Origin of the sequence: Mesorhizobium sp. M1307 (genome assembly GCF_040318155.1) — a bacterium.
Classification (GTDB): Bacteria; Pseudomonadota; Alphaproteobacteria; order Rhizobiales; family Rhizobiaceae; genus Mesorhizobium.
The window spans coordinates 65,528-84,175 of sequence record NZ_JAMYLR010000006.1 but is presented as its reverse complement, the minus strand read 5'-3'; the positions used below and the strand labels follow the sequence as shown (position 1 = coordinate 84,175).

Annotated in this window: 16 protein-coding genes and 1 pseudogene; 6 read left to right on the top strand and 11 right to left on the bottom strand. The window is 62.8% G+C overall.

Annotation, left to right across the window (positions count from 1 at the left end):
• Nucleotides 1-110 precede the first annotated feature (110 nt).
• A pseudogene (locus NKH16_RS10085) lies at nucleotides 111-4,907 on the bottom strand (NAD-glutamate dehydrogenase).
• A gap of 130 nt (nucleotides 4,908-5,037) precedes the next feature.
• On the opposite strand from NKH16_RS10085, the gene NKH16_RS10080 reads away from it, so the two are divergent.
• Both NKH16_RS10080 and NKH16_RS10075 read left to right on the top strand, forming a co-directional pair.
• Nucleotides 5,038-5,601, top strand: coding sequence for a peroxidase-related enzyme (locus tag NKH16_RS10080; protein WP_352681815.1), 564 nt, complete (start codon nucleotides 5,038-5,040; stop codon nucleotides 5,599-5,601).
• 137 nt (nucleotides 5,602-5,738) lie between these two features.
• Nucleotides 5,739-6,062 carry a YciI family protein gene (locus tag NKH16_RS10075; RefSeq protein WP_023678126.1) on the top strand — a complete coding sequence of 108 codons (324 nt, stop codon included), beginning with the start codon at nucleotides 5,739-5,741 and terminating at the stop codon, nucleotides 6,060-6,062.
• Nucleotides 6,063-6,071: 9 nt separating this feature from the next.
• Here the strand turns inward: NKH16_RS10075 and NKH16_RS10070 are convergent, their stop codons facing one another.
• The gene (locus NKH16_RS10070; protein WP_352451238.1) at nucleotides 6,072-6,686 is read right to left on the bottom strand and encodes a LysE family translocator; all 615 of its coding nucleotides are present in this window, start codon (nucleotides 6,684-6,686) and stop codon (nucleotides 6,072-6,074) included.
• A gap of 393 nt (nucleotides 6,687-7,079) precedes the next feature.
• Between NKH16_RS10070 and NKH16_RS10065 the strand changes: the two genes are divergently transcribed.
• Nucleotides 7,080-7,706: a DUF1062 domain-containing protein gene (locus tag NKH16_RS10065; protein WP_352451239.1), complete on the top strand. Its 627-nt coding sequence runs from the start codon at nucleotides 7,080-7,082 to the stop codon at nucleotides 7,704-7,706.
• 46 nt (nucleotides 7,707-7,752) lie between these two features.
• Here NKH16_RS10065 and NKH16_RS10060 read toward each other — a convergent pair whose 3' ends face one another.
• Together NKH16_RS10060 and typA are read right to left on the bottom strand one after the other, a co-directional pair.
• A complete protein-coding gene (locus NKH16_RS10060; RefSeq protein ID WP_352821278.1) occupies nucleotides 7,753-7,962 on the bottom strand; it encodes a hypothetical protein in 210 nt (69 codons plus the stop codon).
• A 16-nt stretch (nucleotides 7,963-7,978) separates the two neighbouring features.
• On the bottom strand, nucleotides 7,979-9,808 hold the full coding sequence (gene typA, locus NKH16_RS10055; protein ID WP_352451241.1) for a translational GTPase TypA: 1,830 nt from the start codon (nucleotides 9,806-9,808) through the stop codon (nucleotides 7,979-7,981).
• Between the two features lie 198 nt (nucleotides 9,809-10,006).
• Here typA and NKH16_RS10050 point away from each other — a divergent pair, with 198 nt between their 5' ends.
• Nucleotides 10,007-10,288 carry a hypothetical protein gene (locus NKH16_RS10050; RefSeq protein WP_352451242.1) on the top strand — a complete coding sequence of 94 codons (282 nt, stop codon included), beginning with the start codon at nucleotides 10,007-10,009 and terminating at the stop codon, nucleotides 10,286-10,288.
• A gap of 46 nt (nucleotides 10,289-10,334) precedes the next feature.
• Here the strand turns inward: NKH16_RS10050 and NKH16_RS10045 are convergent, their stop codons facing one another.
• Both NKH16_RS10045 and NKH16_RS10040 read right to left on the bottom strand, forming a co-directional pair.
• Nucleotides 10,335-11,909: an alkaline phosphatase D family protein gene (locus NKH16_RS10045; protein ID WP_352742862.1), complete on the bottom strand. Its 1,575-nt coding sequence runs from the start codon at nucleotides 11,907-11,909 to the stop codon at nucleotides 10,335-10,337.
• Between the two features lie 280 nt (nucleotides 11,910-12,189).
• The gene (locus tag NKH16_RS10040) at nucleotides 12,190-13,473 is read right to left on the bottom strand and encodes an MFS transporter (protein ID WP_352451243.1); all 1,284 of its coding nucleotides are present in this window, start codon (nucleotides 13,471-13,473) and stop codon (nucleotides 12,190-12,192) included.
• 82 nt (nucleotides 13,474-13,555) lie between these two features.
• Here NKH16_RS10040 and NKH16_RS10035 point away from each other — a divergent pair, with 82 nt between their 5' ends.
• Together NKH16_RS10035 and NKH16_RS10030 are read left to right on the top strand one after the other, a co-directional pair.
• Nucleotides 13,556-14,161, top strand: coding sequence for a TetR/AcrR family transcriptional regulator (locus tag NKH16_RS10035; protein WP_292664336.1), 606 nt, complete (start codon nucleotides 13,556-13,558; stop codon nucleotides 14,159-14,161).
• 98 nt (nucleotides 14,162-14,259) lie between these two features.
• Nucleotides 14,260-14,850, top strand: coding sequence for a hypothetical protein (locus tag NKH16_RS10030; protein ID WP_352742860.1), 591 nt, complete (start codon nucleotides 14,260-14,262; stop codon nucleotides 14,848-14,850).
• 17 nt (nucleotides 14,851-14,867) lie between these two features.
• Here NKH16_RS10030 and ppa read toward each other — a convergent pair whose 3' ends face one another.
• The 5 genes from ppa to NKH16_RS10005 form a co-directional block, all read right to left on the bottom strand.
• A complete protein-coding gene (ppa, locus tag NKH16_RS10025; protein WP_352451245.1) occupies nucleotides 14,868-15,398 on the bottom strand; it encodes an inorganic diphosphatase in 531 nt (176 codons plus the stop codon).
• 116 nt (nucleotides 15,399-15,514) lie between these two features.
• Nucleotides 15,515-16,021: a GNAT family N-acetyltransferase gene (locus NKH16_RS10020; protein ID WP_023678138.1), complete on the bottom strand. Its 507-nt coding sequence runs from the start codon at nucleotides 16,019-16,021 to the stop codon at nucleotides 15,515-15,517.
• A gap of 117 nt (nucleotides 16,022-16,138) precedes the next feature.
• On the bottom strand, nucleotides 16,139-16,777 hold the full coding sequence (locus NKH16_RS10015; protein WP_352742858.1) for a TPM domain-containing protein: 639 nt from the start codon (nucleotides 16,775-16,777) through the stop codon (nucleotides 16,139-16,141).
• A gap of 10 nt (nucleotides 16,778-16,787) precedes the next feature.
• Nucleotides 16,788-17,606 carry a TPM domain-containing protein gene (locus NKH16_RS10010; protein ID WP_502911686.1) on the bottom strand — a complete coding sequence of 273 codons (819 nt, stop codon included), beginning with the start codon at nucleotides 17,604-17,606 and terminating at the stop codon, nucleotides 16,788-16,790.
• A 76-nt stretch (nucleotides 17,607-17,682) separates the two neighbouring features.
• On the bottom strand, nucleotides 17,683-18,525 hold the full coding sequence (locus tag NKH16_RS10005) for a TPM domain-containing protein (RefSeq protein WP_352742855.1): 843 nt from the start codon (nucleotides 18,523-18,525) through the stop codon (nucleotides 17,683-17,685).
• Between the last annotated feature and the right edge of the window lie 123 nt (nucleotides 18,526-18,648).

Below are 18,648 nucleotides of genomic sequence, written 5' to 3'. Positions count from 1 at the left end.
AAAGCCGATCGTCACTTTTTGGGATCATGCTCCGGCGCCCCCCAAAGCAGGGCGCCGTTCGCTCAATAGCGCAGTTCTTCCCGGCAATCCCGCGCGATATGGAAGACGTCTCACAGCTGCGTCAGATCACTCATCAGGCCGGATGCCACCGACAGCCGCGACACGGTGATGTCGCCGCCCTCGGTCAGCGCCTGCAACCGCTCGCGGATGCGTCCGACCCGTTCGCCGCCGGCCTCCAACCATGCCGACACCGGATCCGCCGCCTCGGCATGGCCGGTCAGCGCCGCCACCGCGATGCCGCGCCTGGCCGCGCCGATCGTGTCGGTGGCGCGGGAAAGCGCCAGTTGATCGTAATAATCCGAGGGCGTGATCGAGCGCGCCGCATCTTCGACGCGCGGGATGCGGAAGACATCGCTGACTGCAAAAAACGCCTTGGCGGCAGCGACGATGCCGGCATTTGCCGTCCGCGCCGTCAGCGCTATGTCGGGGATGAGTTCCGCCACATCGGTCAACGCCAGTTGCTCGGCAAGGCTCTCGGGCGCGCCGCCCTTCGACAGGCTGTGCCGCCGCTCCTCGATCCGCTCGCGCGAGAAGGCCGGCAGCAGCGAAACGAGCTTCGGCTCCAGCGCCTTGCGCGCATCCTGCAACTCGGCAATCCGCTGCCCGAGCAGTGCAGTGTCGGCATCGTTCTTCAGGTACCAGCCGCTGGTCACATAGATCAGCCGGCTGACCGCCTGATAGAGGTCGAGCTGGATCTGCCCGTCGATCTGGTTATCGAGTGCATCGATCTGGCGATAGAGCGCCGGCAGTGCAAAGCCATCCCGCACCACGGCGAAGGTGCGCACGACATCGGCGGCACTGCGCCCGGTCGCTTCCTGCAGCCTGTTGACGAAGGACGGGCCGCCGCGATTGACCAGATCATTGGCGACGACACGGGCGATGATCTCGCGGCGCAGGCGATGGCCGTGGATTTCCGCCGCATATTTCTTTGCCATGCGGTCGGGAAAGTAACCCATCAGGTCGCGGTCGAAATGCGGATCGTCCGGCACGTCGCTGGCGACGATATCGGAAAACAGCACGATCTTGGCATAGGCAAGCAGCACGCCGAGCTCGGCCCGGGTGAGCGGCTCGCCGCGCGCTTAGCGCGCGGCAAGAGCCGCCGGCGACGGCAGCGTCTCGACGGCACGGTCGAGCAGCCCGCGCGCCTCGAGCGCCTCCATGAAGCGGCTCTGATGGGCAATGTCGGCAAGGCCGCGCTTGCGAGCAAGGGACAGCGCCAGCGTCTGCTGGTAATTGTTGGACAGCACCAGGGCGCTGACCTCGTCGGTCATCTCGGCCAGCAATTTGTTGCGCGACGGCCGCGTCAGCGATCCCTTCCGCATGGCGGAAGCCAGCGCGATCTTGATGTTGACCTCGACGTCTGAGCAGTTCACGCCGCCCGAATTGTCGATCGCATCTGAGTTGCAGCGGCCGCCATTCAATCCGAATTCGATGCGCGCCCGCTGCGTGACGCCGAGATTGGCGCCTTCACCGATGACCTTGGCACGCAGGTCGAGCGCGGTGATGCGGATCGCGTCATTGGCACGGTCGCCGACGTCCTGGTTGGTCTCGCCCGATGCCCTGACATAGGTGCCGATGCCGCCGAACCACAAAAGATCTGCCGGCGCCTTGAGGATGGCACTCATGATCTCGACCGGCGTGGCCGTTGTCTTGCCGAGGCCGATAGCTGCGGCCGCGGCGGCCGGCAAGGTGATCGACTTCTGGCTGCGCGAGACGACGATGCCGCCTTCGGACAGCTTCGTCTTGTCGTAATCCTGCCAGCTTGAGCGGGCGAGAGCGAACATACGCCGGCGCTCGGCCATCGAAGCCGCCATGTCGGGATTGGGATCGATGAAGATGTCGCGATGATCGAAGGCGGCGATCAGCCGGGTCTGCTCCGACAGCAGCATGCCGTTGCCGAACACGTCGCCCGACATGTCGCCAACGCCGACGACGGTGAACGGCGTGGTTTGGATGTTGCGGTTCATCTCGCGGAAATGCCGCTTGACCGCTTCCCAGGCGCCCTTGGCGGTGATGCCCATCTTCTTGTGGTCGTAGCCGGCCGAACCGCCGCTGGCGAAAGCGTCGTCGAGCCAGAAGCCGTGCCTTTCGCTGATGGCGTTGGCGATGTCCGAGAAGGTCGCCGTGCCCTTGTCCGCGGCGACGACGAAATACGGATCATCCTGATCGCGCCGCACGACGCCGGCTGGCGGGATGACGCCGTCCAGCCCGATATTGTCGGTGATCGACAACAGGCTGGAAACGTAATTCTTGTAGGCGGCCGTGCCGGCCTCGAAAATTGCGTCGCGCCCGGCGCTCATCGGCAGCTTTTTCGGGTAGAAGCCGCCCTTGGCGCCAACCGGCACGATCACCGCATTCTTGACCTGCTGTGCCTTGACCAGGCCGAGCACCTCGGTGCGATAGTCCTGCGCACGGTCCGACCAGCGCAGGCCGCCGCGCGCGACCGGGCCGAAGCGCAGATGCACACCCTCGACCTCGGAGCCGTAGACGAAGATCTCTCGCCATGGCCGCGGCGCCGGCAGCCCGTCGACCGATTGCGAATCGAGCTTGATCGCCAGCGATTGGCCTTTCTGTTTCGTATCGGCAACGAAATGATTGGTGCGCAGCGAGGCTTCGATCAGGTTCAGATAACGGCGGATGATGGTGTCGTCGTCAATGTTGGGAACGTCTTCCAGCGCATCCGTGATCTTGGCTTTCAGATGTTTGGCCTGAACGACGCCTTCCGTCTCGGCCGTCGGGCTGAGGCGGGCGACAAACAGCGCATGCAGGCCGCGGGCGATCTCGGGATAACGTTTGAGCGCGGCGGCGATGAAATCCTGGCTCTGCGGGATGCCGGCCTGCTGCAGATAGCGGCCATAGGCGCGCAGGACAGTGATCTCGCCCGACCACAGGCCGGCGGTCTGGGCAAGGCCGTTATAGCCGTCATTGTCGACATCGCCGCGCCAGACGGAAAGGAACGCATCCTGGAACAGCGCGCCGCCATTGCCGAGGTCGATCGGCCTGCCGTAGCTGTTCTCGAGTTCCATGTCGTGGATGAAGACCATGCCGGATTGAATGTCGCCGACCTCGAAAGTGCGCTCGCTGATGACGCGGAAACCGATGTTTTCCAGCACGGGCACGCGCCGCGACAGCGCCACCGGGCTGCCATGGTGATAGATCTTCAGCGCAGCCTGATGCGGCTTCTGGACGGTGTGACGGTAATAGTCGATGGCGATCGGATTTGACGTATCGAGCTTGGCGATGCGCCCGGCGTCGGCCAGCGCCACGGCCGGCGGAAAACTGTCGCGATAACTTTCCGAAAAACGCGAGGCGATGGCCGTGAGTCTCGCATCGGCGCCGGTCTCTGTCGCGGTCTCGCGCAGTGCATCGTCCCAGGTCCGTACGATGTCGCGGATCGCCGCCTCGATCGTCGCCTGCTCGACCTTCGGCGTCTTGCCGCCGGAGCGGCCGATGATGAAATGGACGCGCGCCAGCCCGCCTTCCGGGAAGGCCGGATAATAGGCCGACAGCCGGCCTTCGAAGACGGTCTTCAGATAGGTGCCGATCTTCTCGCGCACGACGCTGTCGTAGCGGTCGCGCGGCACGAAGACGAGCACGGAGACGAAGCGGTCGAACTGGTCGACACGCACCAATGCCCTGACGCGCGGTCGCTCGATCAAGCCCAGTATGGCTTCGGCATGCTTGCGCAGGATCGGCACCGGAACCTGGAACAGCTCGTCGCGCGGATAGCTCTCCAGCACGTTGATCAAAGCTTTGCCGGAATGGTCGCTTGGATTGAAGCCGGATTTGGCAATGACGGTTTCCGCCTTCGAGCGCAGGTAGGGGATTTTCATCACCGAGCGCGTATAGGCAGTCGAGGTGAACAGGCCGACGATACGGAGCTCGCCTGAAAGCACGCCTTTGCCGGTGTAGGTCTTGACGCCGATGTAGTCGAGGTAGATGCGGCGGTGCACCGATGACTTGGCGTTGGCCTTGGTGACGATCAGCGGTTCCGGCCCATGCAGGAAGGCACGGATTTCCGGCGTCGTGCTCACCGCTTCGGTGCCGCGCCTGAGCACCAGCACGTCGGGATCGGAAAGGATGCCGAGGCCGGGCTTTTCGGCGCGCTCGAGCATGCCGCTCGTCTCGCCGCCGGTGTAGTTGAATTCGCGCATGCCGAGAAAGGTGAAATTGTCGTCGCGCAGCCATTCGAGGAAGGCGATCGCTTCGGTGACATGGGCCTTGTCGAGCGGCACTGGCGAGTAGCGGAATTCCGAGATCGCCTGGTCGAGGCGGGCAAGCATCGGCTTCCAGTCGGTGACGGCGGCTCGCACCTGGCCGAGCAGCTTGGTCAGGCGTGCGGCCAGGCCTTCGGCCTGCTCGGCCGAAAGGCGGCCGATATGGACATGGATGACGCTCAGTCGGTCATGGCTGTGGTCGCCCTTGGCATAACCGCCATCGCCGAGGATTTCCTCGACGCCGTCCTTGCCGTGCCTGACGACTATGACCGGATGGGTAACCAGCAGCGGCTCGCCAGCGCTTTCTGTAATCTCGCCGAGGACGGAATCGAATAGGAACGGCATGTTGTCGTTGACGACGGTGATCACCGTCATCGGCCGGCCCTGGCGGACGACACCGGAATCGACGTCTATGGCAACGACGCAGTCGTCCTTCTTGTGCCTGGCCACTGCGCGGCCGGCGAGTTCGGCAGCGCGTTCGAGATCGATGACGTCATAGGCGGCGACATCTTCGGCCGGAGCTCGGGCCAGCAAGTAGTCGGCAAGCCTGCCGGGCTTTTCGCCACCCGCGGCTTCACCCCTCGTCACGCCGGCTTTTTTCAACCGGCTCGCTGACTTTACGCTGGCCATGAGTCCCTCCCGTCACATGTTTTTGCGGCTATGCTAACAGATGACGGGTATTTGGCGACAAAGGTTTGACGGCTTGCGACGAAATGTCGGAATTCACCGGCAGCCTGGCGAAAACGAGGAGAAATCCGCCATGACGGAGAAAATTACCGCGCTTGACCTGGCACCAGCGGAGCTGAGCGACGCGACCAAGGCCTATTTCGCCAAGTGCCGGGAGAAGCTCGGCCTCGTTCCCAATGTGCTGCTCGCCTATGCCTTCGACGAGAAGAAGCTGCGCGCTTTCACCGACATGTACAATGATTTGATGCTGGGTGAATCCGGCCTGTCGAAACTCGAGCGCGAGATGATCGCGGTGGCCGTCTCGTCGGTCAACCATTGCTACTATTGCCTGGTCGCGCATGGCGCGGCGGTGCGCCAGCTTTCCGGCGACCCGGCCTTCGGCGAGATGATGGTGATGAATTTTCGCGCCGCCGAGCTTTCGGACAGGCAACGCGCCATGCTCGAATTCGCGGTGAAGCTGACCGGGCAGCCGGCAAAGATCGTCGAAGCGGACCGGGCGGCGCTGCGGCAAGTCGGCTTTTCCGACCGCGACATCTGGGACGTCGCCTCGACCGCGGCGTTCTTCAACATGTCGAACCGGCTGGCATCGGCAATCGATATGCGGCCGAACGATGAATACCATGCGATGGCGCGATAGGGCACCGCCGTTGCGAGCCAACCGCACATTATATTAGCTACTTCGCATTCTCGTTGCTTGTTTGCCGGTTTGGTCCGATGATCGGCATGCGGCATGACCGCATGCCGGTTCGATGCCGCCGATCAAAGGAGGAGAACATGGCGAAATTTCTCTACGTCTATCACGGCTCGGGCAAGATGCCGACCGAGGAGGCCGAACGGAAGGCAGCGATGGATGCCTGGAACGGCTGGTACGGCAAGCTTGGCTCAGCGGTGGTCGACGGTGGCAATCCAGTCGGCATGTCGAAGACCCTGCTGCCCGGCGGCAAGGTCGAGAACAATGGCGGTAGCAATCCGACCGCCGGTTACACCATCATCGAAGCGAAAGACATCGACGATGCCGTCGGCAAAGCCAAGGATTGTCCTATCCTGACGGACCCGGGTTTCAGCGTCGAGATTGCGCCGATAATCGAAATGGGTTGACGCGCCGGCTCAGGACCGCGCCGCGATAGCCGCCGCAGCGCCGGCCATGGTTCCGGCGCTGACGCGGTTGGCGATCTTCATCGCCCGCTTGCTTTTGAGCAGCTTGCGCGCCTGTGATGCGGCGAGCACCCAGGTCAAATCGATAGCGACCAGGACAACGGCCATGGTCGCGGTCAGCTCGACCCAGCCGATCATGCTGACCGAACCGAGGTCGATGATGGTCGGCAGCAGCGCCAGATAGAACATCATGATCTTGGGGTTGCCGAGCGTCACCGCCATGCCGGCAAAGAACAGTCTGACGGGCGAATCTTCGCGCGGCAGCGCGCCTTCCTTGGTCTCGACCGGTGCCGTCCACATCTTCCAGGCAAGCCAGCCGAGATAGGCGACGCCGACCCACTTCACGACGACAAAGGCTAAATGGAACGTCTGCGCCACCACGGCGAGGCCAAACACCGCCAGGGACAGCCAGATCGCTTCGCCGATCCACATGGCAAGCAGGAACGGAAACACGTCGCGAAACCCTTTCGAGATGACCCGCGCCACAAGAGCGGCGATCGATGGGCCGGGCGAGCCGGCTGCAACTAGCAGGGCGCCGGCAAAAATCAGCAGCGACGTGAAATGCATAACGCGGTCTCGTTTGAAATGTTTGGGTCGTTCAACATAACCCAACTGTTCCGGCGACGGTAGCGTCTACCGAAAGAAGGCTTGTCGGCCAGGCACCTCACGGCTAGAGATGTCGTTCCGAAATCCTTTCCGAGCTTCACTTTGCCTACGTAACCGCCGGTCTCGTCAACTCCCCCAACACAGAGCAGGGCGTCGCAGTCGCGATGCCTGTTTTCACATCATGTGTTCCTCGGGTGGCGGTTCGAGACCGGTTTGGCACTGCTGAACCGCTGTCGCGCATAACCACCCGCGACACCTGATTTCCAACTACCGCAGTCTCTCGCCACGCCGTGCCCGCAAGGGTTCTCGATATCGCCGATCTGACGAACTTCCCGACGGGAAGGGCTTTTCGGCATGCCTTCGATACTGCGTATCCGCTGGGCGATCACACCCAAGACCGCACCTCGACCTCACCTCAACTGCAATCGCTGCGGCGGCCTGAAAGCCTATCGCTGCAGCGGCAAATTCCGGGTCAATGCCAACGGCAAGCGCATTCACGCCTGGTTGATCTACCGCTGCATCGACTGCGACAATTCCTGGAATTTCGGCATTCTGGAGCGCTGCAGCCGCCGCGATATCGAACCGGCAATATTGCAGGCGCTCGAAAGCAATGATCCGGTCCTGGCGCGGCGCCATGCTTTCGATGTTGCCGCATTGCGAAGCAGTATCGGGCGCGTCGAGGAGTTTCCCGAAGCCATCGTTCATAAGCAGGTGCTCGGGGACAGGCCGGAAAATACCAGCGCTCTCGAACTTCAGCTCTGGCTCGAAATGCCGACAACGCTGCGGCTCGACCGGTTGCTGGCCAGCGAACTCGGTGTCCCGCGATCGCGGCTACAGGTTTGGGAAGAGAAGCGATTGCAGGTGGTTGGTCCGGACGGGGCCAAAGCCTTGCGCCGGCCGGCGCGGGCGGGAACGGCGATCCGGATCCACCTGTCTGGCGAACCAGACCGGGACGAAATCATTTCGGCTGCAGGTGGATGAGGCGACGGCAAGGGCACCCGTAATCAGAGACAGTTACGGCCAGGGGTCAGTCGCCCTCTTTGGAGGCCGAGCCAATCAAACCCTTGGCCGTATCGAGATCGCTGTCGGCGACTTGCACATGGATCAAGCCAAGCCTGCCCGTGTCGAGAAGATAATTCGCGAGAGCATAAATTCCATAAGCGTCGAGCATCGACACGCAAACTTCGGCCTCGGGTCGATTGTCGTATATGACAGCCATGACGAGTTTACCGCTCATTGCGCGGTATTGCCCTTTATGCCGCGCCGACCACTTTCGCCGACTTCTCAAAACGCTTGCGCTCGTTCGGATCGAGATAGAGCTTGCGCAGGCGGATGGTCTTCGGCGTCACTTCGACCAGCTCGTCGTCCTGGATCCAGGCCAGCGCGCGTTCCAGCGTCATGCGGATCGGCGGTGTCAGCTTCACCGCCTCGTCCTTGCCGGCGGCGCGGATGTTGGTCAGCTTCTTGCCCTTGAGCACGTTGACTTCGAGGTCGTTGTCCCTGGAATGGATGCCGATGATCATGCCCTGATAGACCTTGACGCCGGGGTCGATGACCATCGGGCCGCGGTCTTCCAGGTTCCACATGGCGTAGGCCACCGATTCACCCTGTTCGTTGGAGATCAGCACGCCGTTGGTACGGCCCGGCAGCTCACCCTTGTAAGGTTCATAGGCATGGAACAGCCGGTTCATCACAGCGGTGCCGCGCGTGTCGGTCAACAGTTCCGACTGGTAGCCGATCAACCCGCGCGTCGGTGCGTGAAAGACGATGCGCTGGCGATTGCCGCCCGAAGGGCGAAGCTCGACCATCTCGGCCTTGCGCTCCGACATCTTCTGCACGACGACGCCGGCATGCTCCTCGTCGACGTCGATGACGACTTCCTCGACCGGCTCCAGCAATTCTCCGCTGTCGCCCTTCTGCATGACGACGCGCGGCCGCGACACGGCGATCTCAAAACCTTCGCGGCGCATCGTCTCGATCAGCACGGCCAGCTGCAATTCGCCGCGGCCGGAAACGAAGAACGAATCCTTGTCAGGTGATTCCTCGATCTTCAGCGCGACATTGCCTTCTGCCTCGCGCAGCAGGCGGTCGCGGATGACGCGGCTGGTCACCTTGTCGCCTTCGGTACCGGCCAGCGGCGAATCGTTGACCAGGAAAGACATCGTCACGGTCGGCGGATCGATCGGCTGCGCGTGCAGCGGCTCGGTCACCGACAGGTCGCAGAACGTGTCGGCGACGGTGCCCTTCGACAGGCCGGCAATAGCGACGATGTCGCCCGCCTGCGCCTCGTCGATGGGCTGGCGCTCCAGCCCGCGGAAAGCAAGGATTTTCGAGATTCGGCCGGTTTCGACCTGGGTGCCGTCATGGTGCAGCACCTTGACCGCCTGGTTGGATTTCAGCGTGCCGGATTCGATACGGCCGGTGATGATGCGGCCGAGGAACGGATTGGCTTCCAGGATGGTGCCGATCATGCGGAACGGGCCGGGATGAACGGTCGGCGCCGGCACGTGCTTGATGACGAGGTCGAACAGCGGCGCCAGAGCCTGGTCCTTCGGACCTTCGGGGTTTTCCGAGACCCAGCCGTCGCGGCCTGAACCATAAAGGATAGGGAAGTCGAGCTGCTCGTCGGTGGCGTCAAGTGCTGCAAAAAGATCGAACACCTCGTTGACCACTTCGACGTGGCGGGCATCTGGCCGGTCGATCTTGTTGATGACGACGATCGGCTTCAGTCCAACCTTGAGTGCCTTGCCGACCACGAATTTGGTCTGCGGCATCGGCCCCTCGGCGGCGTCGACCAGCACGATGGCCGAATCCACCATCGACAGAATGCGCTCGACCTCGCCGCCGAAGTCGGCGTGGCCGGGCGTGTCGACGATGTTGATGCGGGTGTCCTTCCAGTCGACCGAGGTCGCCTTGGCCAGGATGGTGATGCCGCGTTCCTTTTCGAGGTCGTTCGAATCCATGGCGCGCTCGGCGACGCGCTGGTTGTCGCGGAACGAGCCGGACTGTTTCAGAAGCTGGTCGACGAGGGTGGTTTTTCCATGGTCGACGTGCGCGATGATCGCGATATTGCGGATTTTCATGTTTCGGTCTCGGGAGCGTTGCAGGCAGCAGGCCAAAAGGCGCTGCCTCTTTCGGTTGGGCGGCTCATACAGGGTTTTTCGCAATTGCGAAAGAGGAGGCGAGCCACCAAATAAAGTCACCAAATCTTAAATGTCTTGGTGTGAAGTGGAATTATTAACCAAGGCGGAACCTTTCATGGTCCGGACAGTTCGAATTTCATGATCGAGATAGGCATCAAACTCCGGCCGATTTTGGCATGTACCGCGCTCGCCGTCCTCCTCGCGGCCGGCGCGGCGCAGTCGGCGGCGTCGTTCAAGGAGACGCGGTCTGCTTTGCCGTCCGACAAGCCGTCGGCGGAGCAGCTTTTTGCCGATGCTCCCGATGGCGTCGATCCGGTGGTGACCGGGCCGGTCAGCGCCGCCTTCAAGCAGCGGCAGCAAAATGCCGGATGCGACAGCGCCGTCTGGCCCAACATTCCCGTCGTCTGCTATCCCGATTGATATACGTCCTACCCTCGGGCTGGCCCGAGGGTAGTGACGCCGTCGCTCACGCCGACCGCACCGGATCGAGCGTGACCTTGTAGAGTTCGCTGTCGTCGCGATCCATCAGCCGCACCGTCAACTGCTCGGTGGCGCCATCGATTTCGACGAGCCCGAAGAACTGCAGGCCGGCCGAAGGCGGCAGGTTTTGACCCTGTTCGGCAGTTGGTGCCTTTATGAACTTCAGCTCCGGGCCGAATGTCATATCGAAACCATTAGGCCCGAACGTGCCGGAATGGATCGGACCCGAAACGAATTCCCAAAACGGATTGAAGTCCTGGAACTGCGCCTTGTCCGGATTGTAGTAATGCGCGGCTGTGTAATGCACGTCTGCGGTGAGCCAGACAGTGTTGCTGATACCCGCATTCTTTATATAGCGAAGAAGGTCGGCAATTTCCAGCTCACGCCCTTTGGCCGGGCCATTGTCGCCATTGCTGACCGCCTCGGCCCCTACCTTCTTGGTGCCGTCGTTCCAGACGACGAGGCCGAGCGGCATGTCGGCGGCGATGATTTTCCAGGTTGCGTTGGAATTCGCCAGTTCACGCTTCAGCCACTTGATCTGCTGTTCACCGAGGATGCGCGATTGCGGCGTCATCGTCTCCTGCATATCCGGACCGTTGGGGCCGCGGTAGGAACGCATGTCGAGGAAGAACACGTCGAGCAGCGGACCATAGGCGATCTTGCGGTAGACGCGGCCGGGCTCCGACGGCTCGTAACGGATCGTCGTCATTTCGTGGAAGGCGCGCGCCGCACGTGCCGCCAGCACATGGATGGATTTTTCAGTGTAGCGATCGTCGGCGCTCAGGTCCTTCGAGTCCGACCAGTTGTTCAGCACCTCGTGGTCATCCCACTGATAGAAGGTCGGACAGATGGCGCTGAGCGCCAGCACATGCCTGTCCATCATGTTGTATTTCCACTGCGCCCGGTATTCGTCCAACGTTTCGGCAACCTTGCGCTTCTCGTCGATCAGCACTTTGTTTTTCCACTTGCCGCCGTTGGGCAGGTCGACCTCGTCCTTCATCGCACCATCGGCATAGATCGTATCGCCCGAATGCAGGAAGAAGTCGGGCGTGTGCTTGGCAATGGTGGCGTAGGTCTTCATGCCGGTCTCGTCGATGCCCCAGCCTTGGCCGGCGGTGTCGCCCGACCAGGCAAAGCGAATGTCGCGCTTCGAGGCAGGTGCCGTGCGGAAGCGGCCGACGACCGGCTCGGAAACGGCGTTGATGTCGGCAAGATCGGCCGCGACCATGCGGTAGAAGATGTCCTGGTCGGAGGCGAGATCGGTAAGCAGCCGCTTCACCGTATAATCGCTGGCCGGCGAGGTATCGAGCGGCGCCAGGCGGACGGCATTGGTGAAGCTTTCGGTCGACGACACCTCGAACATGACGCGCGACGGCCGGTCGGTGCGTGTCCAGACCATGCCGCTGGTGGCATCGACGTCGCCGGATTGGATGCCATGGGTGAACGCCGGGCGCTGATTGGCGCGCGAGTAATAGGGAAGGGCGAGGCCCGAGGCGCCGACCAGGCCAACGGCGCTGGCCGACGTGACGAAAGCGCGCCGCGTCATCGAAATCTTGTTCATGGCTGTCTCCTGGATGGCATTGAACGTCGCCGCCAAGCTCCAGCTTCAATGTTTCAGGCACATTTCGAAACGATGAAGGTTTGATAACAGTGAACAGGCTGGCGAATCTCCCTCGTTGAGGGGGAGATGTCGCCGAAGGCGACAGAAGGGGGTCGTCTCGCGCGGAGCGCCGGCCTCCTGCATCGGCGATAAGGGGCCGAGCCCAGTCGGACCGACCCCCTCTGGCCGCTTCGCGGCCATCTCCCCCTCAAGGGGGGAGATTAGCACGGCCGATTGCGCCCTATGCCGCCTGCGGTTCCGGATCAAACGCCGGGCGGGTGGTATTGATCAGCAGCGAGATGCAGGCGGCGGCTATTGCCGTCATACCGGCGATCAGGAAGGCAAGCTCGTAATTGCCTTGCAGCTCGCGCATGGTGCCGCCGAAGAAGGCCGCTGTCGCGGCGCCAACCTGATGGCCGGCGACGATCCAGCCGAAGACGATCGGTCCGCTGCGGTCGCCGAACGCCTCGTTGGAAAGCCTGAGCGTCGGCGGCACCGTGGCGATCCAGTCCAGTCCGTAAAACACGGCGAAGATGATCAGGCTGGTTGCCGAAAAGCCGGAATAGGGCAGATAGATCAGCGACAGGCCGCGAATACCGTAATAGACGCCGAGCAGCTTGCGCGGGTCGAAACGGTCGGTGAGCCAGCCCGACAGCGTCGTGCCGATAAGATCGAAGATGCCCATCATCGACAGCAGGCCGGCGGCTTGCACTTCGCCTATGCCCATGTCGCCGCAAAAGGCGATCAGGTGCGTGCCGACCAACCCGTTGGTGGTGAAGCCGCAGACGAAGAAAGTGGCGAACAGATACCAGAAGACGCGCGTGCCGGCGGCGCGGCGCAGCGTGCTCATCGTATGCGCGAGGAAATTGCCTTGCGCGGCAGGTGGTGACGGCGGCACGTCGTCGAGCTCGGCGCCATAGCGCACCATGCCGATGGAGGCCGGCCGCTCCGGCACCAGCAGCCAGACCAGCGGCAGCAGGCAGGCGGTGGCAACCGAGACCGCGATGACAACCGGCCTCCAGCCGCCCGACTGGGCGAGCGAGGCGAGCAGCGGCAGGAAGACCAGCAGCCCGGTGGCACTGGACGCCGACATCAGTCCCATCACCAAGCCGCGATTGGTCTTGAACCAGCGGTTGACGATGGTCGCGCCGAGCACGGTGGCGACGGCGCCCGAGCTGACGCCGGAAAACACGCCCCAGGTGAGGAGCAGATGCCACGGTTTGGTCATCAACAGGCTGAGCGCGGTCGATCCCGACATCAACAGCAGCGCGGCAAGCAAGGTGCGGCGCAGCCCGATCCGCTCCATCAACGCCGCGGCAAACGGCCCGGTCAGGCCATAGAGGAAGATGCCGGTGGCCGCCGCCAGCGACACCACGTCGCGCCGCCAGCCGAAACTGTTCTCCAGCGGCAGCATCATGACTGCCGGCGCCGAACGCAGGCCCGCTGCGATCAGCAGGCAGAGGAAGATGACGGCGACCACGACGAAAGCGTAGCGCTGGCCAAACGGGCGGGATTGAGTTATCATGTTACTGACCGGTACGTTGCAGGAGCGCGAAACATACGTACCGACCGGTAACATTGTCAACCAGCTAATCGGCAGACCAGGCATGAAAAGCATTGAACCAACGATCAAGGCCAATGACGCACCGCCGCCTCGCGCCGCCGAACGGATTCTCCAGGTGGCGCGCGATCTGTTCTACCGGCAAGGCATCAGGGCGATCGGCGTCGACGAGATCGTGCGGCGTGCCGGCGTCACCAAGCCCAGCCTCTACCGCAGCTTTCCGTCCAAGGACGAGCTGGCCGCATCCTACCTTCGGCACTATGACCTCGAATTCTGGGAGCGCTTCGACGAGGCGGTGAATGCCCATCCGGGCGATCCGCGCGCGCAGATCGTCGCCTTCCTGACGCGTGTCGGCAAGCGTACGCAAAGGCCCGATTATCGTGGCTGCGGCATGACCAATGCCGCGGTCGAATATCCCGAACATGGCCATCCGGCCCGCGTCGTGAGCGAGGCCAACAAGCAGGAATTGCGCCGCCGCCTGCGTGCCATGGCGGCGGCGATGGGCGCCGGCGACGCCGAGACGCTGGGCGACGGGCTGCTGCTGCTGATCGAGGGCGCCTATATTAGCGGTCAGTTGTTCGGTGCCGGCGGACCGGCGCAGTCGGTGGCCCGCAACGCCGATCTTCTCATAGAGGCAAGCTTGAAGAAATAGTGGTCCGTTTTACCAGACCACTGTGCGCAGCCTGACTTCCTCTAGGCTGCTGCTAAATTTGACGGTACGCTGCGCCCCCCGAACTGAGTTGTTCCGCCATGCGCGCTCTCTTGATCCCGCTTGCCCTCGCCGGTTTCTGCCAGGCGGCCCGGGCCGGCGACATATCCAGCGTCTATACCGATCTCGATTGGGAGAAGGACTGCGTCATCTATGCCCAAGCGGAAGAAGGCGACGGCGACTGGGCCGATCTCGCCTGTTCGGGCTATCGCGGCTACCCGGTGCTGGTTTCCTACGACGACGCGCGGGAATCGCTGTTCTACGGCTTTCCACCCGGCGATATGACCACTGTCTGGGAAAGCTTTTCGGGCCTCAATTCGGCTGGACCCAAAGTCGAGTGGCGGATCGAAACCAACGGCAAAACTACCATTCCGTTCGCCGTCATTCAACGTCGCTCGATCAGCGATACCGAGGGCGGGAACAAGTCGACGGAAGTGCTGATCGTCGCCAAGGTTGCCCAGCCTGACGCCCACGAAGGCTGCACGATCGGCCTTGTGCTCGCCACCGGCAATCCCGCCGCCAACGATCAGGCGCGCAAGCTTGCCGACGAGAAGGCACGCACCTTCGCCTGCGGCAAGGACAAGCGTGAGGTGCTTGGCGACGCGCCCGCTTTCGGCCGCGTCGACAACTGATTATTTGCGCCCGATAATTACTTGCGCCTGGCCCGCTCGATTGCCTCGACGATCATCTTCTTGGCATAGGCCGCATCGTACCAGCCTTCGATCTTGACCCATTTGCCGGGTTCGAGATCCTTGTAGTGCTCGAAGAAATGCTGCACTTGCTGGCGGGTAATGTCAGGCAATTGCGTGTATTCGTGGACGTCCTCGTAACGCAAGGTCAGCTTGGGTGAAGGCACCGCGATCACCTTCTCGTCCTGGCCGGCATTGTCCTCCATCACCAGCACGCCGATCGGCCGCACATTGATAACGCAGCCTGGCACCAGCGCGCGCGTGTTGCAGACTAGCACGTCGATCGGGTCGCCGTCGCCCGATAGCGTGTGTGGTACGAAACCGTAATTGCCGGGATAGCGCATCGAGGTGTGCAGAAAGCGGTCGACGAACAGCGTGCCGGCCTCCTTGTCCATCTCGTACTTGATCGGCTCGCCGCCGATCGGCACCTCGATAATGACGTTAACGTCCTCGGGCGGGTTCTTTCCGCTGGCAATCGCTTCGATACGCATCGCTTTATCCCTCTCTCGATTGGAGATCGATAGCGGGCGACGGCGAATGGTGCAATGCGGCGAATGGTACGGGGAGATCGTCCGAACCGAAAACCGGCCGGATCATACGCTGGCCGTCATTCCCAGACGAAAGCGACCTTCTTCAGCGCCTTCTGCTCGAATATCTCGACGCCTTCGGCGACATCGCGGCCACCGGCGCCGGCATAGAAGGCAAGTGCGTTCTGATTGTCTTCCAGCGCCCAGACCACCATGCCTTTCAGGCCATGGTCGGCCAGCCGTGCCCGCGCGGCCGAGAACAGCCGGCTGCCGAGCCCGATGCCTTGATATTCCGGCCGCAGGTAAAGTTCGTAGATCTCGCCCTGCTGCCTGAGTTCGCGGGCGCGGTTCTTGCCGATCGTCGCATAGCCGGCAATTTTGCCGCCGATTTCGACGACCAGGACGGTGGCAGCGCGGCGAATGGCATTCGCCCACCAGTCGGCGCCGCGGCGGTTGATCATCGATGTCAGCGTGCGGTGCGGGATGATGCCCGAATAGGCGCCGCGCCAGGCCTCGAGATGCACGTCGGCGATGGCGGCTGCATCGCGCGGTTCGGCTTTCCTGATGTCGATGCTCAGCGTATTCATGATTGGTTAACCATAAACCCGCTGCGCCCGATTGCAAGAGTCCGGTCAACCGCCGCGATGCTTTCACACAGCCGGACGGTGCGTCCTTGAGACGCTGCGAAACCGCTTTTGGCGAGATCAAATCTCGACCAGATGGTCGTCCAGTTCGTTGCTGTCGCCGGTCGAGACCGGAAAATGCTCGGCCAGTACCGCACCGACTGCTTGGATCGCCTTGACGAACCCCTCGGCAAGCCGATCGTCGCCGGCATGCGCCGTAAGGTCGCGGACGACACCGTCCCAGACATGCTGGCCGACACGAGAATCGATCCCGCTGTCGGCGACCACCTCGGCGTAGCGCTCGGCAATCGAGACGAACACCAGCACGCCAGTGCGCGCCGTGGTGCGGTGGACGTTGCGGGCGAGGAACTGCTTCATCGCATTGGCGTGGGCGGCCTGGTAGCGCAGCCGCCTCGGCACCAAATGGATGCGCAATGCCGGCAATGCCCACAACAGGATGAGCACACTGGCAAGCGCCAGAAGCTCGGCGATGACGAAATGCGGCAAGCGGATCGACAGCCACCAGGCTTCCAGCCCATAACCGACGGCGAGGCTGGCGACGAGCATGCCGAGCGTCGCCATGAAGGCGGCCGGGAAGAAATAGCCGTCGCTGGCATACGCCACGACGCAGTAGATCTCGCCGTCGGTCTTTGATTCGGCAGCGCGGATCGCACCGGCGATGTGCTCATGATCCTCGGGGCTGATCGGTCGTGTTGCCATGATTGATGTCTCACCAGCTTCCTGAAGAACCGCCGCCGCCGGACGAACCGCCGCCGCCTGAAAACCCGCCGCCCGAACTTCCGGACGACCAACCGCTGCCGGAACTTCCAGACGACCAGCCACTGCCGGACGAGGTCCCCGACGTCCAGCCACCGCCAGCGGAGGATGACGAAGCTGGCCCACGGCCGTAGCGGAACGTCATGCCCAGCCACTTGTACACGCCCGGCGACAGTTTCGTGCCGAAGATCGGCGGCAGGAACGCCATTGCCAAGCCGCCGAAGAACATCGTCGCCCACAAGACAATGAACAGCATGAAGATGGGATCGACAGGATTGTCATTCGCCGGATTGCGTTCGCCGCGCGCCTCCAGTTCTTCGGGATTGCCTTCCAGCACCATGATCATGTCGTCGACGGCCTTGCTGATGCCGCCTGAGAAATCGCCGGCACGGAAGGCCGGCACCATGTCGTTTTCGATGATCAGCTTGGTGTGCAGGTCGGTCAGCGTGCCTTCCAGCCCATAGCCGACTTCGATGCGCATCTTGCGATCGTTCGGCGCCACCAGAAGCAGGACGCCGTTGTTCTCCTTCGCCTGGCCCAGTTTCCAGGCGCGGAACAGCCGGTTGGCGTAAGGCTCGATCTCCTCGCCGTCGAGGCTGGGGACGGTCGCGACGACGATCTGGTCGGACCCTTTGGTCTCGAACTCGGCAAGCCTCCGCGTCAGCGCCGCCTCGGTCGCGGCATCGATGATGCCGGCATTGTCGACGACCCGTCCGGTCAGCGCCGGCAGTGCGGCGGCGAAGGCCGCGAAGCCGACCAGCAGCACCGCCATGGCCAACAGTGCGGTGCCGATTATTTTGATGAAACGGCCGGATTCCACCGGGCTGATGGCGTGTCTTGTCATCTCGTCACCAACTTCCCGAGGAGCCGCCGCCGCCGGACGAACCGCCGCCGCCGGAAAACCCGCCACCGCTTGAACCCGACGACCATCCCCCGCCGGAACCTCCCGACCAGCCGCCGGACGACCGCCGGTTTGGCTCGAAGGTCATGCCCAGCCAGCGATAGCGGCCGGGACCGATCTTCTGGCCGAAGATCGGCGGCAGGATGGAGGCTGCGAGGCCGCCGAAAAAGATGATTGCCCAGATGGCTATGAAAATCGTGAAGAACAGATCGTCGCTGTTGAACGGCGGCTGCTGGTTGCGTTCGCCGCGCGCCTCCAGTTCTTCGGGATTGCCTTCCAGCACCATGATCATGTCGTCGACGGCCTTGCTGATGCCGCCTGAGAAATCGCCGGCACGGAAGGCCGGCACCATGTCGTTTTCGATGATCAGCTTGGTGTGCAGGTCGGTCAGCGTGCCTTCCAGCCCATAGCCGACTTCGATGCGCATCTTGCGATCGTTCGGCGCCACCAGAAGCAGGACGCCGTTGTTCTCCTTCGCCTGGCCCAGTTTCCAGGCGCGGAACAGCCGGTTGGCGTAAGGCTCGATCTCCTCGCCGTCGAGGCTGGGGATGGTCGCGACGACGATCTGGTCGGACCCTTTGGTCTCGAACTCGGCAAGCCTCCGCGTCAGCGCCGCCTTGGTCGCGGCATCGATGATGCCGGCATTGTCGACGACCCGTCCGGTGAGGGTTGGCAGGTCGGCGGCGAAGGCGATGAGAGGGAGGAGGAGAAGGCTTTGGAAGACGAGCAGGAAGGCCAGGCTGGCGTTCTGTCGCGCCCCCCTCTGTCCTGCCGGACATCTCCCCCTCAAGGGGGGAGATCGGCTGTCACGGCTGTTTTCGCCAATCTCCAACGTTGCAGGATGGGCGGTGAGGCCAAAGCTGCCAATCTCCCCCCTTGAGGGGGAGATGCCCGGTAGGGCAGAGGGGGGCGC